The organism is Methylomonas sp. 11b, from assembly GCF_000515215.1.
Classification (GTDB): Bacteria; Pseudomonadota; Gammaproteobacteria; order Methylococcales; family Methylomonadaceae; genus Methylomonas.
The window spans coordinates 3596150-3613267 of record NZ_KI911557.1; the positions used below are offsets into that span (position 1 = coordinate 3596150).

Sequence of the window (17118 nt, forward strand, 5' to 3'; positions counted from 1 at the left end):
TACGCACCGCGTACCCTTTGGTTTATCGGATGGCGCTCAGTATCTCTTCGATCAACGCCGGGCCTCTATAAATCAAGCCGCTATAGATCTGCACCAGGCTGGCGCCGGCCGCGAGTTTTTCCTGGGCGTCTGCGCTACTGAGAATGCCGCCGGCCGCGATAATCGGCAGTTTGCCGTTCAATTCCGCCGCCAAGCCTTTCACTACCCGAGTCGAACTGTCTTTAACCGGTGCGCCGCTCAAGCCGCCGGCTTCGTTGGCGTGGATATGCCCCTGGATTTTATCGCGGGCGATGGTGGTGTTGGTGGCAATCACGCCGTCGATAGCAAATTCCAACAGCAATGCCGCGATGTGGCTAATTTCCTCATCGCTTAAATCCGGCGCGATTTTCACCGCGATGGGCGTGTATTTGCCCAGCGCCGTCTGAAGTTTCAGTTGTTCTTCCTTCAAAGCGTTTAACAATTGCTTGATCTCGTCACCTTGCTGCAATTGGCGCAAATTCTTGGTGTTGGGCGAGGAAATGTTGATCGTGATATAGCTTGCTGCCGCGTAGCTTTTGCGCAAGCCGATCAGATAATCTTCGGTAGCGTTTTCCAGCGGGGTGTCGGCGTTCTTACCGATATTGATGCCCAATATTCCGCGATACTGGCATTTGTCGACTTGTTCCAGTAAATGATCGACACCCAGATTGTTAAAGCCCATCCGGTTAATGATGGCTTGATGTTCTGGTAGGCGGAAGAGGCGTGGCTTGGGGTTGCCGGGTTGCGGGCGCGGGGTGACGGTACCGATTTCGATAAAGCCAAAACCCAGCTCGGCCAGCGCATCGATATAGTCGCCGTTTTTATCCAAGCCCGCTGCCAGTCCCAACGAATTTTTAAAGTTCAAGCCCATCACCTTAACCGGCTTTCCGCTGGATCTTGGTCTGCTCAAAGCCGACAAGCCGGTTTGCTTGGCCAGCTTTAACAAATCCAGCGTGACATGATGCGCGGTTTCCGGGTCCAGGGAGAACAGTAGGGGGCGTAGCAAAGGATAAAGGTTCATGGTGCGGTTGCTCGAGTTAGCGAATACGGGGTCGGGTCTATTTCGGTGGGGCGATCCAGAATCAGATCCGCCAACAATTTTGCGGATGCCGGCCCCATTACCAAACCATTTCTAAAATGGCCGGCATTGATGCTGAGGTTGTCAATGTCGGGATGCTGTCCAATAGAGGGGATGCCTTGCGGACTGCCGGGGCGCAAGCCTGCCCAATGATGGCAAACCGGATAGTTTTTCAAGGTCGGCAGTAATTCGGTGGCGAATTGGTAAAGCTGTTGTTTGGCGTCTTCGGTAGTGATCTTATTAAAGCCGGCTTGCTCCACGGTGCTGCCCGACAGGATTTTTCCGTCGCGGCGTGGGATCAAATATTGATCTCCGTCCAACACCATATAAGGCAGGGTGGTTGGCGTGGCGTCGAACAGCAGCATCTGGCCTCTGACCGGCTTGATTTGCAAGTCTACCGGCCAATCGGGCAATAAATCCTGCATTAAATCGGTCGTCCAGGCGCCGGCGCTGACGATCAGGTGCTGTGCGGAGTAGCGCCGGTCGGTGGTTTCAATGCTCTCAACTTGGCGGTTGGCGATGTTGATCTTACGAATTTCGGTAGTGTCCAGAAATTGCACGCCTGCTTGGATTAAGTAAGCGTGGAGCGATTTCAACAATCTTGGATTGCGGGCCTGGGCAATTCCCGGCAGCCACAGCGGTTGGTCGAGATTGCTGGTAAACGGCTCGGTTAATCTCGGTGCGGCAGGCTGGCAGTCGATGCGGTAGCGTTCGCACCATTGTATAGCTTGTTCGTAGTCCGGGTTTTTGCAGATCAGCATGCCGCAGTCATACCACTCGGGATCGATACCGGTAGCGGCCAGCAGTTCCTGGCTTAAGGCGGGGTATTTTTTTAAGCTGTTGACGGCTAATTCGGAGATCGCAGCGGCTTGGCGCCAAGGATAAATCGGCAGCAAAATACCGCCGCCGGCCCATGAGGATTCCAGGCCCGGTTTGGATTTGTCGAGGATCGTCACGTCGCGTCCGGCAAGGCGCAGTTCTCGTGCGGCTAACAGGCCGCTGATACCGCCGCCGATGATCAGAATATCCAGGTGTGTGGTCATGCAAATGCCGAGGAAAACGGGTGTAAGAAGGCTTTTTTAAGGTAACACGAAGCCGGCGTATTTAGATAGGGTTTGCCGATTGTCGATGGGTGTGTAAAAAAGCAAATGGCTGTTGTTAATTTTTGACAAATATGGATTATAGTTTATAAAGTATTTGTATCTTATTGATATAAAACAAAGTTTTTGAGTAAAAAAAATAGACTTAAAACTTGTAAGGCTAGTGTTTTGCTGCTATTATTGCCCACGTGAAGAAATCCTGTGTTGCTATAAAGCCAATTCAGTCTTAACAATAACTACCCTTGGGGGGAACAACAATGAGTTTTACTAAAACCAAATTAGCGCTGGGCGTTGCCGCAGCGACTTTGACAATGGCTGGAGCATTCATTGCCCCACAAGCACAAGCAGCTGGTTCCAGCGCTGAGCGCGTAGCTGATGCGGCGGCGAGAAAAACCGAAGCTCTGGAAGCGCAAATGCAACAAATGGCTGATCAAATGCAAGCCATGCAAGCCGAGTTGAGCCGCGTTAAATCTTCAACTTCTAGTTCTACTGCTGCCAGTGCAAAAGTTCAAGAGCTGGATCAATGGATGGCCTCTGTTAAATCAACACCTGCTCAAGCGTCTGCTAAAGACAACTTGGTTGCGGTTCGTGGCGGTTGGCAAGCTTTGGATCATGCCAGAGGAAGCACTGTTTTTCCAACGCATAATGGCGCATTTTTGTCGAATAACCAAAACAACGAAGGCTTTTACTTCGGTGGTGCATTTGATTTTAACGTCAACAACGATCTGTTCGGTTTGATGGACGACACTTCTTTTGAAGTTGAGTTGGGTATTGAATATGCCCAATACGGTACTGGTGCAAACACCGTATCAAGTGGTTACGTTGTGCCGTCACTCGGCAATGCTACGGCGATTACAGACAACACTCAAGCAACCGATGCCCGCTTGAGAATCAATGCTTCACCAAAAATTAAATTCATGCATGACAGCAAATTGCGTCCATGGATCATTCCGGTCGGTCTGGATATCAACATCCTGGGCGTTCCATCCAACGCGGTTTCCGTGCTGAACGCCGGCATGAACTTCGGCGCCGGTGCCGAATACGACATCTTCAGAGGCATCGTATTGGGTTCAGATGTGCGTTACCACTACTCAACCAGCAAATTGGACGGTACACCTACCGACGGTTTCAGTGCTGGCGGTTATTTAGGTTTCAAATTCTAAGTTGACGCTTAGTTAGCACGCAAAAAGGGAAGGCGTAACAGCCTTCCCTTTTTTTATGGATGAAAAACAATGAAAACCCTCTATCCGGACGTTTCGCCCTTCCATACTTTCTTTCTGGAAACCGATAGCGAGCATCGCGTTTACGTCGAGCAATCCGGCAATCCGGCCGGCATTCCAGTGATATTTTTGCATGGCGGTCCGTGTTCCGGTACCAAGCCGGATCATCGGCGGTTTTTCAATCCCGAGTACTATCATATTATTTTGATGGATCAGCGTGGCTGCGGATTATCGGAGCCGTTTGGTGAATTGCAAGGCAATACCACTCAGGATTTATTGGCGGATATGGAGCGTATCCGCAGTCAGTTACGTATTGAAAAATGGTTGTTATTCGGCGGTTCCTGGGGTGGGACCTTGGCGTTACTTTACGCTCAGCAGTATCCGAGTCACGTGTTGGCAATGATCTTGCGCGGCGTGTTTTTGGCGAGGCAGGCCGATATGGAGTGGTTTCTGGGAAACGGCGTCAATAAAATCTATCCGGAGCGTTGGCAGGTCTTATTGGATAATTTGCCCAATTTGCCGGACGCCAATGTTTTGGAGCGATTGGTGGAGGCAATTTTCGGTGCCGATCAGGACGCCGCCAGGCGCGCTGCTCAACAATGGCAGGCTTGGAGCGGACAAGTGGCTCTGGGGAATGACTATTTGGAGAGTATGGAGTCGGTCAGCGAGCAGATGTTGCGGCAAGTAAAAATGGAATTGTCTTATGCCATACATGATTATTTCATCCGCGAAAATCAAATCCTGGAAAACTGTGCAGGGTTACAGGCGATACCGACTATCATCATTCACGGCCGAAACGATTTGACCTGTCCTATAGAAGCCGGCTGGCGCCTGCATCAGGCCTTACCGCAATCTCGTTACGTAGTGTTGCCGAATGCCGGGCACATTGCGCGGGGCGACGAAATGATCGATGCTTTGGTATCCGCGACCGATGAAATGGCCAAGCTTTTAGCGTAGACAAGGGAATTATGAGCAACAAAAAACGACTGGTTATTGCCATGACCGGCGCTACCGGGGCCATCTACGGCGTCCGGATGCTGCAAGTGTTGCGGGAGCGAGACGAATGGGAAACTCATCTCGTCGTATCGACAGCTGGTTTCGTTAATCTAAAATACGAGCTGGATATGGATCGCGCTACCTTGTATGAGTTGGCGGATGTTACGCACGGCATAAACGATATTGCCTCCTGTATTGCCAGCGGTTCTTTCAAGACCGAGGGCGTGGTGATTGCGCCATGCTCGATGAAAACCCTGGCGGCTGTGGCGCATGGGTTTGGCGACAACTTGATTTCTCGGGCGGCGGACGTGGCATTGAAGGAGCGCCGCAAAACGGTGCTGGTGCCTCGTGAAACCCCGTTAAATTTGGCGCATATCCGCAATATGGCCAGCGTCACGGAAATGGGCGGGATTATCTATCCGCCGATGCCGGCTTTTTACAACAAGACCGATTCCGTAAGGGCGATGGTTGATGAAGGTGTGGGTCGAATCCTGGATATGTTTGGGGTTGATGCGACCGGTCTTTTCAAACCATGGACCGGTCTGGACGGTTAAGTTTTTATCGGTCCGGACTGAATACAAGGTTTTTACTGAGTAAATAGTCGGTCTTCAATTGACAGGGTGCCTTATTCTGATTTAGAGTTGCCGCACTCGCGAAAACTGCCCATCGACAAAGGCTTGCGGCGCTCTCGACTTAATGACCTGAAAATGGCGTTTTGGTCGGGGGGTGGGTCTTAAAACAATAACTGTAACTATAACAATCGGAGCACATAAATATGGCAAGACCATTAATTCAAATGGCGTTGGATTCACTGGATTTCAACCAAACTGTCGAATTGGCTGATAAAGTAGCGCCTTATGTTGATATTTTTGAAATCGGCACTCCTTGCATCAAATACAACGGTATCAATCTGGTTAAAGAACTGAGACAGCGTTACCCAGATAAATTGTTGTTGGTTGACCTGAAAACCATGGACGCAGGCGAATACGAAGCCGGTGCTTTCTATGCTGCTGGCGCGGACATCTGCACCGTACTGGGCGTATCCGGTTTGGCCACTATCGCCGGCGTTATCAAAGCCGCGAAAAAACACGGCGCTGAAACTCAAATCGACTTGATCAACGTTGCCGACAAAGCCGAATGCGCGAGAGAGTCCGTTAAATTGGGCGCGCAAATCGTTGGTATTCACACCGGTCTGGACGCGCAAGCAGCCGGTCATACACCATTTACCGATCTGAACGACATCGCTCGTTTGGGCCTGAATGTGCGTATCTCTGTCGCTGGCGGTATCAAACAAGCGACTGTACAACAAGTCGTTGAAGCTGGCGCGAACATCATCGTTGTCGGTGCTGCTATCTATGGCGCGCCATGCCCAGCAACAGCTGCTCGCGAAATCCGCGAACTGGTTGACGCTGCTGCTGCATAAGCCAGCTTTGGCAATACCTAGTTTTTAGGAAATATTAAGGACGGGTGGTTAACGCCACTCGTCCTTTCGTTCGTTATAACCCCCAGTTTTTACCGGGCACGGTCGATCATGAGCCGGCTCGCACTACCAGATTCAAAGGAGAATTAAACATGCCTTCGCGCCGAGACTTAGCGAACGCCATCCGCGCACTCAGCATGGACGCCGTACAGAAAGCCAACTCCGGGCACCCCGGTGCACCGATGGGGATGGCCGACATCGCAGAAGTATTGTGGAACGATTTTCTGCAGCACAACCCCAGCAACCCTAAATGGCCTAACCGCGACCGCTTCATCCTGTCCAACGGCCACGGCTCTATGCTGATTTATTCTTTGCTGCACTTGGCCGGCTACAATTTGCCGATCGAAGAACTGAAACAGTTCCGCCAACTGCACTCGCAAACCCCAGGACACCCTGAATACGGCTACACCGAAGGGGTCGAAACCACTACGGGTCCACTGGGGCAAGGTATCACCAACGCGGTCGGTTTTGCCCTGGCAGAACGCACCCTGGCCGGTCAATTCAACCGTCCGGGCCACGACATCGTCGACCACCACACCTACGTCTTCCTGGGTGACGGCTGCTTGATGGAAGGTATCTCCCACGAAGCCTGCTCCCTGGCCGGCTCCATGAAGCTGGGCAAACTGATCGCCTTCTACGACGACAACAACATCTCTATCGATGGTGAAGTGCGTGGTCATGGCAATGTCGCCGGCTGGTTCCTGGACGATACCCCCAAACGTTTCGAAGCCTACGGTTGGCATGTCATCCCTAAAGTCGACGGTCACGATGCCGATGCTGTCAAAGCCGCCATCGAAGCCGCTAAAAAAGTCACCGACAAACCGAGCATTATCTGCTGCCAAACCACCATCGGTTTCGGTTCGCCGAACAAACAAGGCAAAGAAGAATGCCACGGTGCGGCCTTAGGTGAAGCGGAAATTGCCCTGACCCGTGAAAATCTGGGTTGGCCGCATGCGCCGTTCGACATTCCTGCCGACATCAAAGCCGGTTGGGATGCCAACGCCAAAGGTGCCCAACTGGAAAGCGCCTGGAACGCCAAATTTGCTGCCTACAAAGCCGCACATCCTGAACTGGCGGCCGAATTCGAACGTCGGGTCATCAAAAATGAACTGCCAGCCGATTGGGCGGCAAAATCCAGCGCCTTCATCGCCGCCGTCAACGAAAAAGGCGAAACCATCGCCAGCCGTAAAGCCTCACAAAACACCCTGAACGGCTTTGGCCCCTTGTTGCCCGAACTGCTGGGCGGTTCCGCCGACTTGGCCGGCTCCAACCTGACCCTGTGGTCCGGCTGCAAAGACGTCAACCAACCGGGCTTCGACGGCAACTACGTCTACTACGGTGTGCGTGAATTCGGTATGTCCGCCATCATGAACGGCATCACCCTGCACGGTGGCTTCAAGCCCTACGGCGCTACCTTCCTGATGTTCAGTGAATACGCCCGTAACGCCCTGCGCATGGCCGCGTTGATGAAAATTCCGACCATCTTCGTTTACACCCACGACTCTATCGGTCTGGGCGAAGACGGTCCGACTCACCAACCCGTCGAACAAACCGCCACCCTGCGCATGATTCCGAACATGCAGGTCTGGCGTCCTTGCGACGCCGTCGAGTCGGCCGTGTGCTGGAAAGTCGCGATCGAACGCACTGACGGACCAAGCACCCTGATCTTTTCCCGGCAAAACCTGGCGCACATGGCGCGCAGCCAAGCCCAGATTGACGGCATCAGTAAAGGTGGCTACATCCTGAAAGACAGTGCCGGTACCCCGGATGCCATCATCATTGCCACCGGCTCTGAAGTGGAATTGGCGGTTAAAGCCGCTGAAGCGCTGGAAGCCAAAGGCAAAAACATCCGCGTGGTGTCCTTGCCATCGACCAACGTCTTTGAAGCGCAAGACCAAGCGTACAAAGACAGCGTATTGCCGCCAAGCGTCACCAAGCGCGTGGTAGTAGAAGCGGGAGTAACCGACAGCTGGTGGAAATATGCCGGCAGCGCGGGTAGAGTCGTAGGATTGGACCGTTTCGGCGAATCGGCCCCGGCAGGTCAACTCTTCAAAGAGTTCGGCTTCACCGTGGACAATGTCGTCGCTAATGTGGAAGCTGTGCTTTAATAGGCACTAAGTAAAAGGCCTGTCGGTGACAATGTTGCCGGCGGGCTTGTCTTTAATCAATAGAGTAAGGTGGAATCATGATAAACACGCAATTGATTAAGAAGTTTTTAACGGGCTTGCTGTTAGCCGTATCGGCCGCGGTCAGTGCTCAAGATTATCCTGCTGCGGATTTTCAACCTAAGGTTGTCTATAGAGATCCGGCTATTGCTGAAGTAGCCAAGGCCAGCTCTCCGGTCGCCGCTACCAGTAATTCTAGCGCGCCTTGCGCCGAAACAAAGCATGAGCAGACCTCAGAAATTGACGCCAAGTACCCGGCAGCCAATTTTCAGCCTAAAGTAGTATTCAGCGCAGCGGGTTCCTAGTATTTTTAGGCTATACCGTGAATTTGATGAACTCGTCGTCTAGACACATAACAATTATTACATTCAGGAGTATTCTCAAATGGCAACAAACAGTTTGATGAATAGCTTATTCGGCTTTTTGTTCGACAATTCGAGCAGTAGTGATAGTCGGTCAGAAGCTTATTCTCGTGTCGACAGCGAAGACGCGCAATTGACCGGTGTAGCCCGTTATCTGCAAAAACTTGAGCCGCCTAAGCCGGAACTGGACGAAAACGGCCAGCCGTTGACCGGGGTGGCGAAATATCTAGCCTTACAAGCACAATTGGAAGCTGCCCGGAAAGCCGCCGAAGAGGTGGCTGTTGTGGAGCCGGTTGTCGAGGAAGCAGTAGAAGAAGAAGTTGAAGAAGTTATCGAAGACGTAGTGGAAGAAGTTGTCGAAGAATTTACCGAGAGCGAGCCGGTTGCGACAGGCGTCGATAAATATTTGACTCAACAAGCGGAAAACCCGGTTACTCGGGTGGCTAAATACCTGATCAAACAGTCCATTTTGTCTAAAGAAGCGCCGGTGACTGGGGTTTCTAAATACATTACCAAAAATGATCGCGAAGACCATGCGGTGACCAATGTCGCTAAATACGTCATTCGGCAAAATATGCAGATCGGTTCGACGCCATTGGTTACAGGCGTTGCCAAATATGTATTGAAGCAAGATGTATTGGCAAAAGAAGCGCCAATAGCAACTGGTGTGAGCAAATACGTCACCAAACAAGCTTTGTTGGCAAAAGATGCGCCATTAGTAACCGGTGTGGCTAAGTATGTCGCTCAACAGGAACGCTTATTGAAAGAACAGGCCCCTTTAACCGGCGTGGCTAAATTTTTGGCGGAACAGGCGGCGGCGGAGAGAAAAGCGGCCGCTGCGGCTTTGATTGCACGATATGTTGCAGCGGAAGCGCTAGCTCAACAGGAAAAAGCGGAGGCCCAGTTGAATCAAGAACAAAATGCTCAGCAAGAATTGGCCGAGGAGTTGGCATTTGAGGGTTCCGCTGTTGAGCGTTACCTTGCCAGACAGGCTGCGTCTGCTCAGCAAGCACCAAAGCCAACCGGTGTTGCCAAATATCTGGCTAAACAGTTGCAATTGCAAAGTCAGGCAGAGCCTTTAACCGGTGTTGCCCGTTACCTTGCCAAGCAGGCAATATTGACCAGACAGTTGCCGCCGCCTACGGGTGTCAGCAAGTATTTAGCCAAGCAAATATTAGCGCAAAAACCTGTTGCCGAAGTGAGCTCGGTTAGCCGATATGTCACTAAACATGAGTTGCTGGATAAGGATTCGAAAGAACTCACTGGTGTAGCCAGATATATGTCCAAACAGGATGCATTAGCGAAGGATGCGCCTGGCGTGTCGGGTGTCGCGCGTTACATGGCAAAGCAAGCCTTGCAGTCCAAGGACGAGGTTGTGGCTAGAACGACGGGTGTAGAGAAGTACTTACGTAAACAAGCCTAAAGTCTAGCTGATTAAGCCGGCACTTCCTTTTGGTAGTGCCGGCTTTTTTATGCCTGCTAGTTTTAGTGCGTCGAAGGGTGTCGGCAAGCCAGGGATTTATGCGGCATTACCGAATCTGTATTATCATGACCGCCCACATTCAAATTTTTGCAGGGATCTTGATGTCTCGTTTATTGGGTTTTAGCTTGATGCTGTTTTTACCGATCTTTGCTTTTGCCGCAGGCCCTGATGCCAATGAATTGGCGCCGGTTCCGGAGCCGCCTGATTTGCCGGCTCCGGTGCAGTCCGGGGAAGAGATGGAGCCCGACATTACCATTATTCGTAAAGGCAAAGACACTATCCAGGAGTTTCGCCGCAACGGCAAGCTATACATGGTGAAAATCCAGCCCCAGGTAGGGCCGGCCTACTATATGTTGGATACTAACGGTGATGAGCAGATGGATGTGAAGAAAAATGATTTGGACGAAAACACCAATATCAACAAGTGGACACTGTTCGAATGGGATTTCAACTGATCTTGTGATCGAAAACAATTTATCTAATTGAGTGTATCTTGCCGGCATTGCACCTGAGATCATTCGGAAACTTTTAACAGCCAGCCGCCGTCCGCATCGCATTTACTGACTTTTGCTTTGGCTTTTACCGAGATTCTGACGACAGTGTTTTTAAGCTCGTCAGGCAGTTTACCTTTTACCAAATAGAACGTGTCCTTGTCTTCAATTTGAACCGAGACCGGTTGCTGTTTAATGCTGACGTGAATGTGGCCTGGGCCATTGCTGCCGGAAACCGCGAACGAAAACTCTGAGCCCGGTCTGACTGTGGCTAAATGTTCCGGCGTATAGCGGCTAATTTTAGCATTGATGCATCCGCCAGCATCTCCGCCGCTCGCTCCGCCGTGGCCGCCATGGCTCGGTGTGGATTGCGACCAAGCAGAATTGCCAAAACCGATAGTTAGCAATGCTATGGCAAAAAGACGTGCGTGCATGGGTATTCCTCATGTTCTTGTTTTAGGATGGCGGCGATTATATGTTCTAAGTCTGCAAGTTTGAAGCACAAGCTATAAGCGGTCTGATGGTATTGATTTGATCTTTCTGCCGGGATTGGTTTACATTGAGTTACGGTCTGGTTTGCTTTTTACAACAATAAAAATGGGGGAGAAGATGTTATTTCTGGCTAAGTTATGCGGTATTTTGACCTTGGTTTGGTTTTATTTGACGGCTAAAAATCACGGCGGTCCGTTAATTAATTGGTCTGTGATTGGTCTGATAGGGTACTGGCTGACTTGGTGGTTATCCAAGATGCTGATCGTGGTGCCTCTGGCTGGCATGGTAACCAAGCATTCGGTGACTGAATTTTTGCTAACCCAATTACCGGTGTTCGTCGCGCTGGCTGCTTGTTATCTTATCAGAAAAAAATTGATCTCCAGTTTGCCTGCCGCTGGTCAATAAGTGTCTAAAAATGTGCTGATTACCGGTGCGGCAAGACGTATCGGCGCGGCGTGTGTCCGGTTACTGCACAGTGAGGGGTGTAATGTGATTTTGCATTACAACCGCTCCGATGCAGACGCTTTACGTTTAGCCGTTGAGTTGAATGCTGTGCGAGCCGATTCGGCAAGGTTATTAAACGCCGATTTATCGGTATTCAGTAGCATCCAGAAGTTGGCTGAAGAAGCGCTTACTCAATGGGGTGATGTCGATGTCTTGGTGAACAACGCGTCGTTGTTTCAATCAGTGCCCATCGGGCAGGTTACGGAACAGGATTGGGATTTGACAATGGCCAGCAATCTGAAAGCGCCGTTCTTTTTGTCGCAAGCGTTGTGGTCGTCACTAAAAGCTAAACGGGGCTGTATCGTCAATATCGCCGATATTCACGCGGAAACAGGATTGCCGGGCTATCCGGTATACAGTATGGCTAAAGCCGGCTTGGTGGCGATGACGAAGGTATTGGCCAGGGAAATGGCGCCGGAAGTTCGCGTTAATGCGGTGGCTCCGGGGGCCATTTTATGGCCGGAACAAGATGTAGCTGACGCGGAGCGGGTGGAAATCTTAAAAAAAGTGGCTTTGCAGCGTTGCGGCGAAGCAGACGATATTGCTAAAGCAGTAAGGTTTTTGGTTGGAAACGCCGATTATATTACCGGCCAAGTATTGACTGTGGATGGTGGACGGACTCTGTTTCGGTAAAGGTTTCAGAGCGTTATTTCTCGAGTTTGGTTTGGCGTAAATCGCGTTTGTCGAAATCATGCCAAAGATCTTTGTAACAACGCTTGCTTATCGGATGAGTGGCGTTTGGCGCAATTTCCGCCAAAGGTTCCAGCACGAAGGCATAGTGTTCTATTTCATCGCGTGGAATTTGTAGTCTGCCGTCGCTGATAATTTGGTCGCCGTATAAAATCAAGTCCAAATCCAGCGTTCTGGCGGAGAATTTTTGGCTCTCCCTGCTGCGGCCATGGTCCAATTCGATTTGTTTTAGCAATTTGGCGACTTCTTTCGCGGATAATGTCGATTCGAATTGCACGACTAGGTTATGAAAGCTGTCGCCAACAAAGCCCACCGGCTCGCTTTCGAAGATGCTGGAAATTGTCAGTTCTCCGAACAGTTCACGTAGTGTTTCCAGGCTGGAGGGAATGTGGATTTCCTTATCTATATTGCTGCCGATGCTGATAAATCCGGTAGGCATGACTATCTTTCGCCGCGTTCGATGATGATGCCGACGTCACGAGCGCGGCTAATGGCGCCTTTTTTGTTTAGGGTGATCTTTACCCACGGAATCGCAAATTCGCTGCGTAAAATTCCGGCAATTTCTTCTATCAGCTTTTCCACCAAATAAAATTCGCTGTGCTCGACAAAGCTGACAACGCGATCCGAAACGGCTTTATAGTCTAGTGTGTGTGTGATGTCGTCGCTGGCGGCGGCTTTTTGGATGTCAAAGCCCATTTCGATGTCCAGGATGATTTTTTGTTTGATCTTCCTTTCCCAGTCGTAAATACCGATTACGGTATCGATTTCAAGCCCGCCTAAAAAGATGATGTCCATCGTTGCTTTCCGGTTATTATATTTCTTGAAGAGGCGGCAGTATCGAGTAAATAGCGCCGCTGTACAAGTATTGACGAGAGGTTGATTAAATGATGGATTGGTTGTTGGTGCCTTTGGCCTACTTAACCGGCTCGGTGTCGAGCGCGATTATCGTATGTAAGATGATGGGTTTGGCGGATCCTCGGGAAAACGGTTCCGGTAATCCGGGGGCAACCAATGTGATGCGTATCGGCGGTAAGAAGGCAGCGGCGATTACCTTGGTGGGTGACGCTTTAAAAGGGCTGTTGCCGGTGATATTGGCGAAGGCATTGGCTGTAGACAGCCAGGTGCTGTCCTTGGTGGTGTTTGCCGCTTTTTTGGGGCATCTTTATCCGATTTTTTTTGAATTTAAAGGTGGCAAAGGCGTGGCAACATCGCTGGGTGTGACGCTCGGTGTTGCTTGGCTGCTGGGTTTGGTGGTTGCCGCCACCTGGTTTGTCGTTTACAAAATAGGCAAAATTTCGTCGTTGGCCGCTTTGGTGGCGGCAACATTAACGCCTCTGTATGTTTGGCTGATTGTCGGCGATGTCAATTTGACCACTACCTTCACCATTATTTCTCTGATTTTGCTGTGGCGGCATAAGAGTAATATTCAGCGGCTACTGGCTGGGCAAGAGTCTTGATCAAAGGCTGATTAGCTGCTCCATCGGCCAGCGCGGCCGGGCAAAGATTTCCAGATTTTGGGTTTGCCCCGCCATTAATCTTTGGCATCCCGCATAGGCAATCATCGCGCCGTTATCGGTGCAAAATTCCGGACGGGGAAAGCGTATTTCTGCTCCTTCTTTTACGGCCATCTGTTGTAATTGTTTCCGGATTTCGTGGTTGGCGCTCACGCCGCCAGCCACTACCAGTGTTTTCAACTGCGTCTGTTGTAAAGCCCTTTTGCATTTGATGCTTAATGTTTCCGCAACGGCTTGTTGAAATGCGAAAGCGATATCCGCTTTGTCCTGCTCGGTTTGCTCGGTGGCATGCAGGGCGTTCATTGTGAAGGTTTTCAGGCCACTAAAACTAAATTCCAATCCTGGTCTGTCGGTCATTGGTCTTGGGAATTTAAAGCGGTTTTGGCCGCTGCGCGCTAACTCAGCCAATTTGGGGCCGCCCGGATAGTCCAGGCCTAAGAGCTTTGCGGTTTTGTCGAAAGCTTCGCCCGCGGCATCGTCCAGTGATTCGCCAAGTAAGCGGTATTTGCCAATCGCGCGGACTTCGATAAGCAGGGTATGGCCGCCTGAAATGAGTAATGCGACGAACGGGTAGGCGGGCGGATTATCCTCCAGCATCGGTGCTAATAAATGGCCTTCCATATGATGCACGGCAATAGCAGGTATTTGCCAGGTCCAGGCTAAGCTTTGAGCTGTGGCGGCGCCGACTAGTAGCGATCCCATTAAGCCGGGGCCGGCGGTATAGGCAATGCCTTCAATGTCTTTGGCGGTTAATTTGGCTTCTTTTAATAGCGTTTTGATCAGCGGAACCAATTTGCGGATATGGTCTCTTGAGGCTAGCTCAGGAACGACGCCGCCATACTCGGCATGCGTGGCAATTTGGCTGTATAAGGTGTGGGCAATTAAGCCCTTGCTAGCATGGTACACGGCGACTGCCGTTTCGTCGCAAGAGCTTTCTATGCCTAAAACGTACATTAGTTTTTGAATAAAAGAATTTTATGAGTATAATCGGCCGTTTTCGGCGGGCTTGCTATCGCCGATAGCGTCAAAAGATACTAACATAAATCGGATTATTGATAATGCCATCAGTTAAAGTTAAAGAAAACGAACATTTTGACATCGCGATTCGTCGCTTTAAACGTGCGTGCGAAAAAGCCGGTGTTTTGGCTGAAGTACGTCGTCGCGAGTTTTATGAAAAGCCAACCACCGAGCGTAAGCGCAAAGGTGCTGCGGCAGTTAAACGTCATTTGAAAAAGCTGGCACGCGAGCGTTATGCGTTGAAAAACTTACGTCGCGGTCGTCCGCAAATTTAAGGAAGACAATGGATGCGTTAAAAAAACGTATCACGGACGATATGAAAGCCGCGATGAAAAGCGGCGAAAAAGCTAGGTTGGGCGTGATCCGCATGATTTTGGCTGCCATCAAGCAAGTTGAAGTCGACGAGCGTATCGAGCTAAGTGATGAGAGAATCATACTGGTGCTCGACAAAATGCTGAAGCAGCGGCGCGAGTCCATCAAGCAATTCCGAGATGCCAGTCGCAACGATCTGGCGGAAATCGAGGAGGCTGAAGTGTTGGTTATTCAGGATTTTCTCCCGCAACCGCTTAGCGATGCTGAAATCGATGGCATGGTCGCCGATGCTATAGCTGAAGTGGGCGCTACATCGGTAAAAGACATGGGTGGTGTGATGGCTTTGCTTAAGCCGCAAATGCAAGGTAGAGCTGACATGGCGAATGTCAGTGCGAGAATTAAGGCCTGTTTTATCGCTTAATATCTTGTCGGTAACATGTCCGGCAGGATACCTCGTCAGTTTATAGATGATCTTTTGGTGCGGGTCGATATTGTCGATCTAATCGATTCGCGCGTCCCCCTTAAAAAATCCGGCAGCAATTTTATGGCGCGCTGCCCATTCCACACGGAAAAAACTCCAAGCTTTTCAGTCAATCGCGGTCGGCAGATTTATCACTGTTTCGGTTGCGGCGCCGGCGGTAACGCGATCAGCTTTTTGATGGAATTTAATCATCTGGGCTTTGTCGAGGCGGTCGAAGATTTGGCGGCCTTTGCAGGCGTGGATGTGCCTAGGGATTTGATTGATGGCGAGTCTGGGCTGCCTGATAAAAAAAATGTGTTGCATGTTTACGAGGTTTTGGCGGGGGTCGCCGGGTTTTATGCGGAGCAATTGCGCGGAAATCCGGAAGGTCGGCAAGCTGTAGAGTATATGAAAGCCAGGGGCATTAGTGGTGAGGTAGCGCGAGATTTTTCCCTGGGTTATGCGCCGAATAAATGGGATGCTCTGGTGGCGCGTTTCGGTCAAGCGGAGTTGATCGACGCTGGTATGCTGGTGGTCAGGGATGATGGCAAGGTTTACGACCGCTTTCGGGGGAGATTGATGTTTCCGATTCGAGATAAACGGAAGCGGGTAGTGGGGTTTGGTGGCCGAGTACTGGATGACTCTTTGCCAAAATACCTTAATTCGCCCGAGACTGCGGTTTTTTCTAAAAGTAAGGAGCTTTATGGGCTTTGTGAGCTTTTAGAAAAGAATAGTAAGCCCAGCCGGATACTGGTGGTAGAGGGCTATATGGATGTGATTGCCCTGGCTCAGTTTGGTATTTTCAATGCGGTCGCTGCTCTGGGTACTGCGACTTCGAAAGCGCAAATCGATTTATTGTTCCGATTTACCTCCGAATTGGTGTTTTGTTTCGATGGTGACAATGCCGGTAGGCAGGCGGCCTGGAAGGCTACCGATGCTGCTTTACCTTGTTTGCGTGATGGTAGGCAAATCAAAATAATGCTATTGCCGCAGGGGCAAGATCCTGATTCTCTGTTGCGCGCTGAAAATTTATCCGCGTTTATGGAACGAATTGGTAATGCGCAGGTCTTGTCTGATTACTTTTTCGAGAATATTGTCGGTCAATTGGAATTGACAACCGTTGAGGGGCGGTCTCAGTTGCTGGCGGCGGCAACACCTTTACTGGAAAAGGTCCCTGCCGGGTTTTTTAGGGAAATGATGTTTACCCGTTTGCAGGAGTTGTCGGGTTCCCGAATTGCTGTGGATGTTGTCGAAAATCAGGCTAGACTTAAGTCTAAATTTGATGTCGGCAAAAAAGGCATCTCCTCGCCAAGAATCAGTTTGGCTCGCAAGGTCTTAGGGTTGTTACTTCAACACCCGCATTTTGCAAGTTTGATTGAGCGTGAGGGAGTCGTGCTCGATGATCTGAGTTTTGCCGGGGTCGAGTTATTAAGAGAGGTTTTGCAGCGGATCGCCCTTGAAAAGCCAGAAAATAGCGCCATCTTGTTGGAGTCTTTCCGAGGAACATCCCAGGAAAAAGCTGTAAAAGCTTTAGCTAGTTTAGATCTCGATGTGCCGGTGGGCGGGGAAGAGTCCGAGTTTTGCGGTGCGTTGCAACAACTTTGCAAACAGGCCAAGGAAGCTATGCTAACCCGATTGATCGAGAAGGAGAGTCGAGAAGGCTTAATGATTGAAGAAAAAGAGGTACTGCGGAAGCTTTTAAGGGACAAGGCTTAGGTGACCGCATTAATTTTTGC

The 17118-nt window shown here is 50.5% G+C and carries 20 protein-coding genes; 14 read left to right on the forward strand and 6 right to left on the reverse strand.

What is annotated here, in order from left to right:
- Positions 1 to 22: 22 nt before the first annotated feature.
- Both METH11B_RS0117275 and METH11B_RS0117280 read right to left on the reverse strand, forming a co-directional pair.
- Complete coding sequence (locus METH11B_RS0117275) at positions 23 to 1039, reverse strand: quinone-dependent dihydroorotate dehydrogenase (protein ID WP_026603089.1); 1017 nt, start codon at positions 1037 to 1039, stop codon at positions 23 to 25.
- The gene (locus METH11B_RS0117280) at positions 1036 to 2139 is read right to left on the reverse strand and encodes an NAD(P)/FAD-dependent oxidoreductase (RefSeq protein ID WP_026603090.1); all 1104 of its coding nucleotides are present in this window, start codon (positions 2137 to 2139) and stop codon (positions 1036 to 1038) included. The genes METH11B_RS0117275 and METH11B_RS0117280 overlap by 4 nt, the downstream gene beginning before the upstream one ends.
- A 314-nt stretch (positions 2140 to 2453) precedes the next feature.
- On the opposite strand from METH11B_RS0117280, the gene METH11B_RS0117285 reads away from it, so the two are divergent.
- The 8 genes from METH11B_RS0117285 (at position 2454) to METH11B_RS0117320 (ending at position 10357) form a co-directional block, all read left to right on the forward strand.
- The gene (locus METH11B_RS0117285) at positions 2454 to 3359 is read left to right on the forward strand and encodes a hypothetical protein (protein WP_026603091.1); all 906 of its coding nucleotides are present in this window, start codon (positions 2454 to 2456) and stop codon (positions 3357 to 3359) included.
- A 69-nt stretch (positions 3360 to 3428) separates the two neighbouring features.
- Entirely contained in the window at positions 3429 to 4373 is a 945-nt protein-coding gene (gene pip / locus METH11B_RS0117290; RefSeq protein WP_026603092.1) for a prolyl aminopeptidase, read from the forward strand.
- An 11-nt stretch (positions 4374 to 4384) separates the two neighbouring features.
- On the forward strand, positions 4385 to 4966 hold the full coding sequence (locus tag METH11B_RS0117295) for a UbiX family flavin prenyltransferase (RefSeq protein ID WP_020483624.1): 582 nt from the start codon (positions 4385 to 4387) through the stop codon (positions 4964 to 4966).
- 221 nt (positions 4967 to 5187) lie between these two features.
- A complete protein-coding gene (gene hxlA, locus METH11B_RS0117300; RefSeq protein WP_036276114.1) occupies positions 5188 to 5835 on the forward strand; it encodes a 3-hexulose-6-phosphate synthase in 648 nt (215 codons plus the stop codon).
- A gap of 149 nt (positions 5836 to 5984) precedes the next feature.
- Positions 5985 to 8000, forward strand: a complete 2016-nt coding sequence (tkt, locus tag METH11B_RS0117305; protein WP_026603094.1) for a transketolase — start codon at positions 5985 to 5987, stop codon at positions 7998 to 8000.
- Between the two features lie 77 nt (positions 8001 to 8077).
- Entirely contained in the window at positions 8078 to 8362 is a 285-nt protein-coding gene (locus METH11B_RS0117310; protein WP_026603095.1) for a hypothetical protein, read from the forward strand.
- A 79-nt stretch (positions 8363 to 8441) separates the two neighbouring features.
- Positions 8442 to 9842: a hypothetical protein gene (locus METH11B_RS0117315; protein WP_026603096.1), complete on the forward strand. Its 1401-nt coding sequence runs from the start codon at positions 8442 to 8444 to the stop codon at positions 9840 to 9842.
- 161 nt (positions 9843 to 10003) lie between these two features.
- Complete coding sequence (locus METH11B_RS0117320; protein WP_033194224.1) at positions 10004 to 10357, forward strand: DUF2782 domain-containing protein; 354 nt, start codon at positions 10004 to 10006, stop codon at positions 10355 to 10357.
- A gap of 59 nt (positions 10358 to 10416) precedes the next feature.
- Here the strand turns inward: METH11B_RS0117320 and METH11B_RS0117325 are convergent, their stop codons facing one another.
- Positions 10417 to 10827, reverse strand: a complete 411-nt coding sequence (locus tag METH11B_RS0117325; RefSeq protein WP_026603098.1) for a hypothetical protein — start codon at positions 10825 to 10827, stop codon at positions 10417 to 10419.
- Between the two features lie 175 nt (positions 10828 to 11002).
- Here METH11B_RS0117325 and METH11B_RS0117330 point away from each other — a divergent pair, with 175 nt between their 5' ends.
- Positions 11003 to 11290 carry a hypothetical protein gene (locus tag METH11B_RS0117330; RefSeq protein ID WP_020483617.1) on the forward strand — a complete coding sequence of 96 codons (288 nt, stop codon included), beginning with the start codon at positions 11003 to 11005 and terminating at the stop codon, positions 11288 to 11290.
- A complete protein-coding gene (locus METH11B_RS0117335) occupies positions 11291 to 12022 on the forward strand; it encodes a pteridine reductase (protein WP_026603099.1) in 732 nt (243 codons plus the stop codon).
- 13 nt (positions 12023 to 12035) lie between these two features.
- Here the strand turns inward: METH11B_RS0117335 and folK are convergent, their stop codons facing one another.
- Entirely contained in the window at positions 12036 to 12518 is a 483-nt protein-coding gene (gene folK / locus METH11B_RS0117340; RefSeq protein WP_026603100.1) for a 2-amino-4-hydroxy-6-hydroxymethyldihydropteridine diphosphokinase, read from the reverse strand.
- 2 nt (positions 12519 to 12520) lie between these two features.
- Entirely contained in the window at positions 12521 to 12874 is a 354-nt protein-coding gene (gene folB / locus METH11B_RS0117345) for a dihydroneopterin aldolase (RefSeq protein WP_026603101.1), read from the reverse strand.
- Between the two features lie 89 nt (positions 12875 to 12963).
- Between folB and plsY the strand changes: the two genes are divergently transcribed.
- Positions 12964 to 13536 carry a glycerol-3-phosphate 1-O-acyltransferase PlsY gene (gene plsY / locus METH11B_RS0117350; protein ID WP_026603102.1) on the forward strand — a complete coding sequence of 191 codons (573 nt, stop codon included), beginning with the start codon at positions 12964 to 12966 and terminating at the stop codon, positions 13534 to 13536.
- Here plsY and tsaD read toward each other — a convergent pair whose 3' ends face one another.
- Positions 13537 to 14547 carry a tRNA (adenosine(37)-N6)-threonylcarbamoyltransferase complex transferase subunit TsaD gene (gene tsaD, locus METH11B_RS0117355; RefSeq protein WP_026603103.1) on the reverse strand — a complete coding sequence of 337 codons (1011 nt, stop codon included), beginning with the start codon at positions 14545 to 14547 and terminating at the stop codon, positions 13537 to 13539. It lies immediately after the preceding gene.
- A 104-nt stretch (positions 14548 to 14651) separates the two neighbouring features.
- On the opposite strand from tsaD, the gene rpsU reads away from it, so the two are divergent.
- From rpsU to dnaG, 3 genes are read left to right on the forward strand one after another with little or no spacing between them, the layout of a single operon-like run.
- A complete protein-coding gene (gene rpsU / locus METH11B_RS0117360) occupies positions 14652 to 14885 on the forward strand; it encodes a 30S ribosomal protein S21 (RefSeq protein WP_020483611.1) in 234 nt (77 codons plus the stop codon).
- 8 nt (positions 14886 to 14893) lie between these two features.
- Positions 14894 to 15343, forward strand: a complete 450-nt coding sequence (locus METH11B_RS0117365; protein ID WP_020483610.1) for a GatB/YqeY domain-containing protein — start codon at positions 14894 to 14896, stop codon at positions 15341 to 15343.
- A gap of 15 nt (positions 15344 to 15358) precedes the next feature.
- Positions 15359 to 17098 carry a DNA primase gene (gene dnaG / locus METH11B_RS0117370; protein WP_036276119.1) on the forward strand — a complete coding sequence of 580 codons (1740 nt, stop codon included), beginning with the start codon at positions 15359 to 15361 and terminating at the stop codon, positions 17096 to 17098.
- Positions 17099 to 17118: the final 20 nt, after the last annotated feature.

Bases quoted from the DNA above. Each gene is read 5' to 3' on its own strand.
- METH11B_RS0117330 (WP_020483617.1), top strand. From the start codon at position 11,003: ATGTTATTTCTGGCTAAGTTATGCGGTATTTTGACCTTGGTTTGGTTT.
- folB (WP_026603101.1), bottom strand. From the start codon at position 12,874: ATGGACATCATCTTTTTAGGCGGGCTTGAAATCGATACCGTAATCGGT.
- METH11B_RS0117320 (WP_033194224.1), top strand. From the start codon at position 10,004: ATGTCTCGTTTATTGGGTTTTAGCTTGATGCTGTTTTTACCGATCTTT.
- METH11B_RS0117310 (WP_026603095.1), top strand. From the start codon at position 8,078: ATGATAAACACGCAATTGATTAAGAAGTTTTTAACGGGCTTGCTGTTA.
- METH11B_RS0117315 (WP_026603096.1), top strand. From the start codon at position 8,442: ATGGCAACAAACAGTTTGATGAATAGCTTATTCGGCTTTTTGTTCGAC.
- tkt (WP_026603094.1), top strand. From the start codon at position 5,985: ATGCCTTCGCGCCGAGACTTAGCGAACGCCATCCGCGCACTCAGCATG.
- hxlA (WP_036276114.1), top strand. From the start codon at position 5,188: ATGGCAAGACCATTAATTCAAATGGCGTTGGATTCACTGGATTTCAAC.
- pip (WP_026603092.1), top strand. From the start codon at position 3,429: ATGAAAACCCTCTATCCGGACGTTTCGCCCTTCCATACTTTCTTTCTG.
- METH11B_RS0117295 (WP_020483624.1), top strand. From the start codon at position 4,385: ATGAGCAACAAAAAACGACTGGTTATTGCCATGACCGGCGCTACCGGG.
- METH11B_RS0117365 (WP_020483610.1), top strand. From the start codon at position 14,894: ATGGATGCGTTAAAAAAACGTATCACGGACGATATGAAAGCCGCGATG.
- tsaD (WP_026603103.1), bottom strand. From the start codon at position 14,547: ATGTACGTTTTAGGCATAGAAAGCTCTTGCGACGAAACGGCAGTCGCC.
- dnaG (WP_036276119.1), top strand. From the start codon at position 15,359: ATGTCCGGCAGGATACCTCGTCAGTTTATAGATGATCTTTTGGTGCGG.
- plsY (WP_026603102.1), top strand. From the start codon at position 12,964: ATGATGGATTGGTTGTTGGTGCCTTTGGCCTACTTAACCGGCTCGGTG.
- METH11B_RS0117285 (WP_026603091.1), top strand. From the start codon at position 2,454: ATGAGTTTTACTAAAACCAAATTAGCGCTGGGCGTTGCCGCAGCGACT.
- METH11B_RS0117275 (WP_026603089.1), bottom strand. From the start codon at position 1,039: ATGAACCTTTATCCTTTGCTACGCCCCCTACTGTTCTCCCTGGACCCG.
- METH11B_RS0117280 (WP_026603090.1), bottom strand. From the start codon at position 2,139: ATGACCACACACCTGGATATTCTGATCATCGGCGGCGGTATCAGCGGC.
- METH11B_RS0117325 (WP_026603098.1), bottom strand. From the start codon at position 10,827: ATGCACGCACGTCTTTTTGCCATAGCATTGCTAACTATCGGTTTTGGC.
- rpsU (WP_020483611.1), top strand. From the start codon at position 14,652: ATGCCATCAGTTAAAGTTAAAGAAAACGAACATTTTGACATCGCGATT.
- folK (WP_026603100.1), bottom strand. From the start codon at position 12,518: ATGCCTACCGGATTTATCAGCATCGGCAGCAATATAGATAAGGAAATC.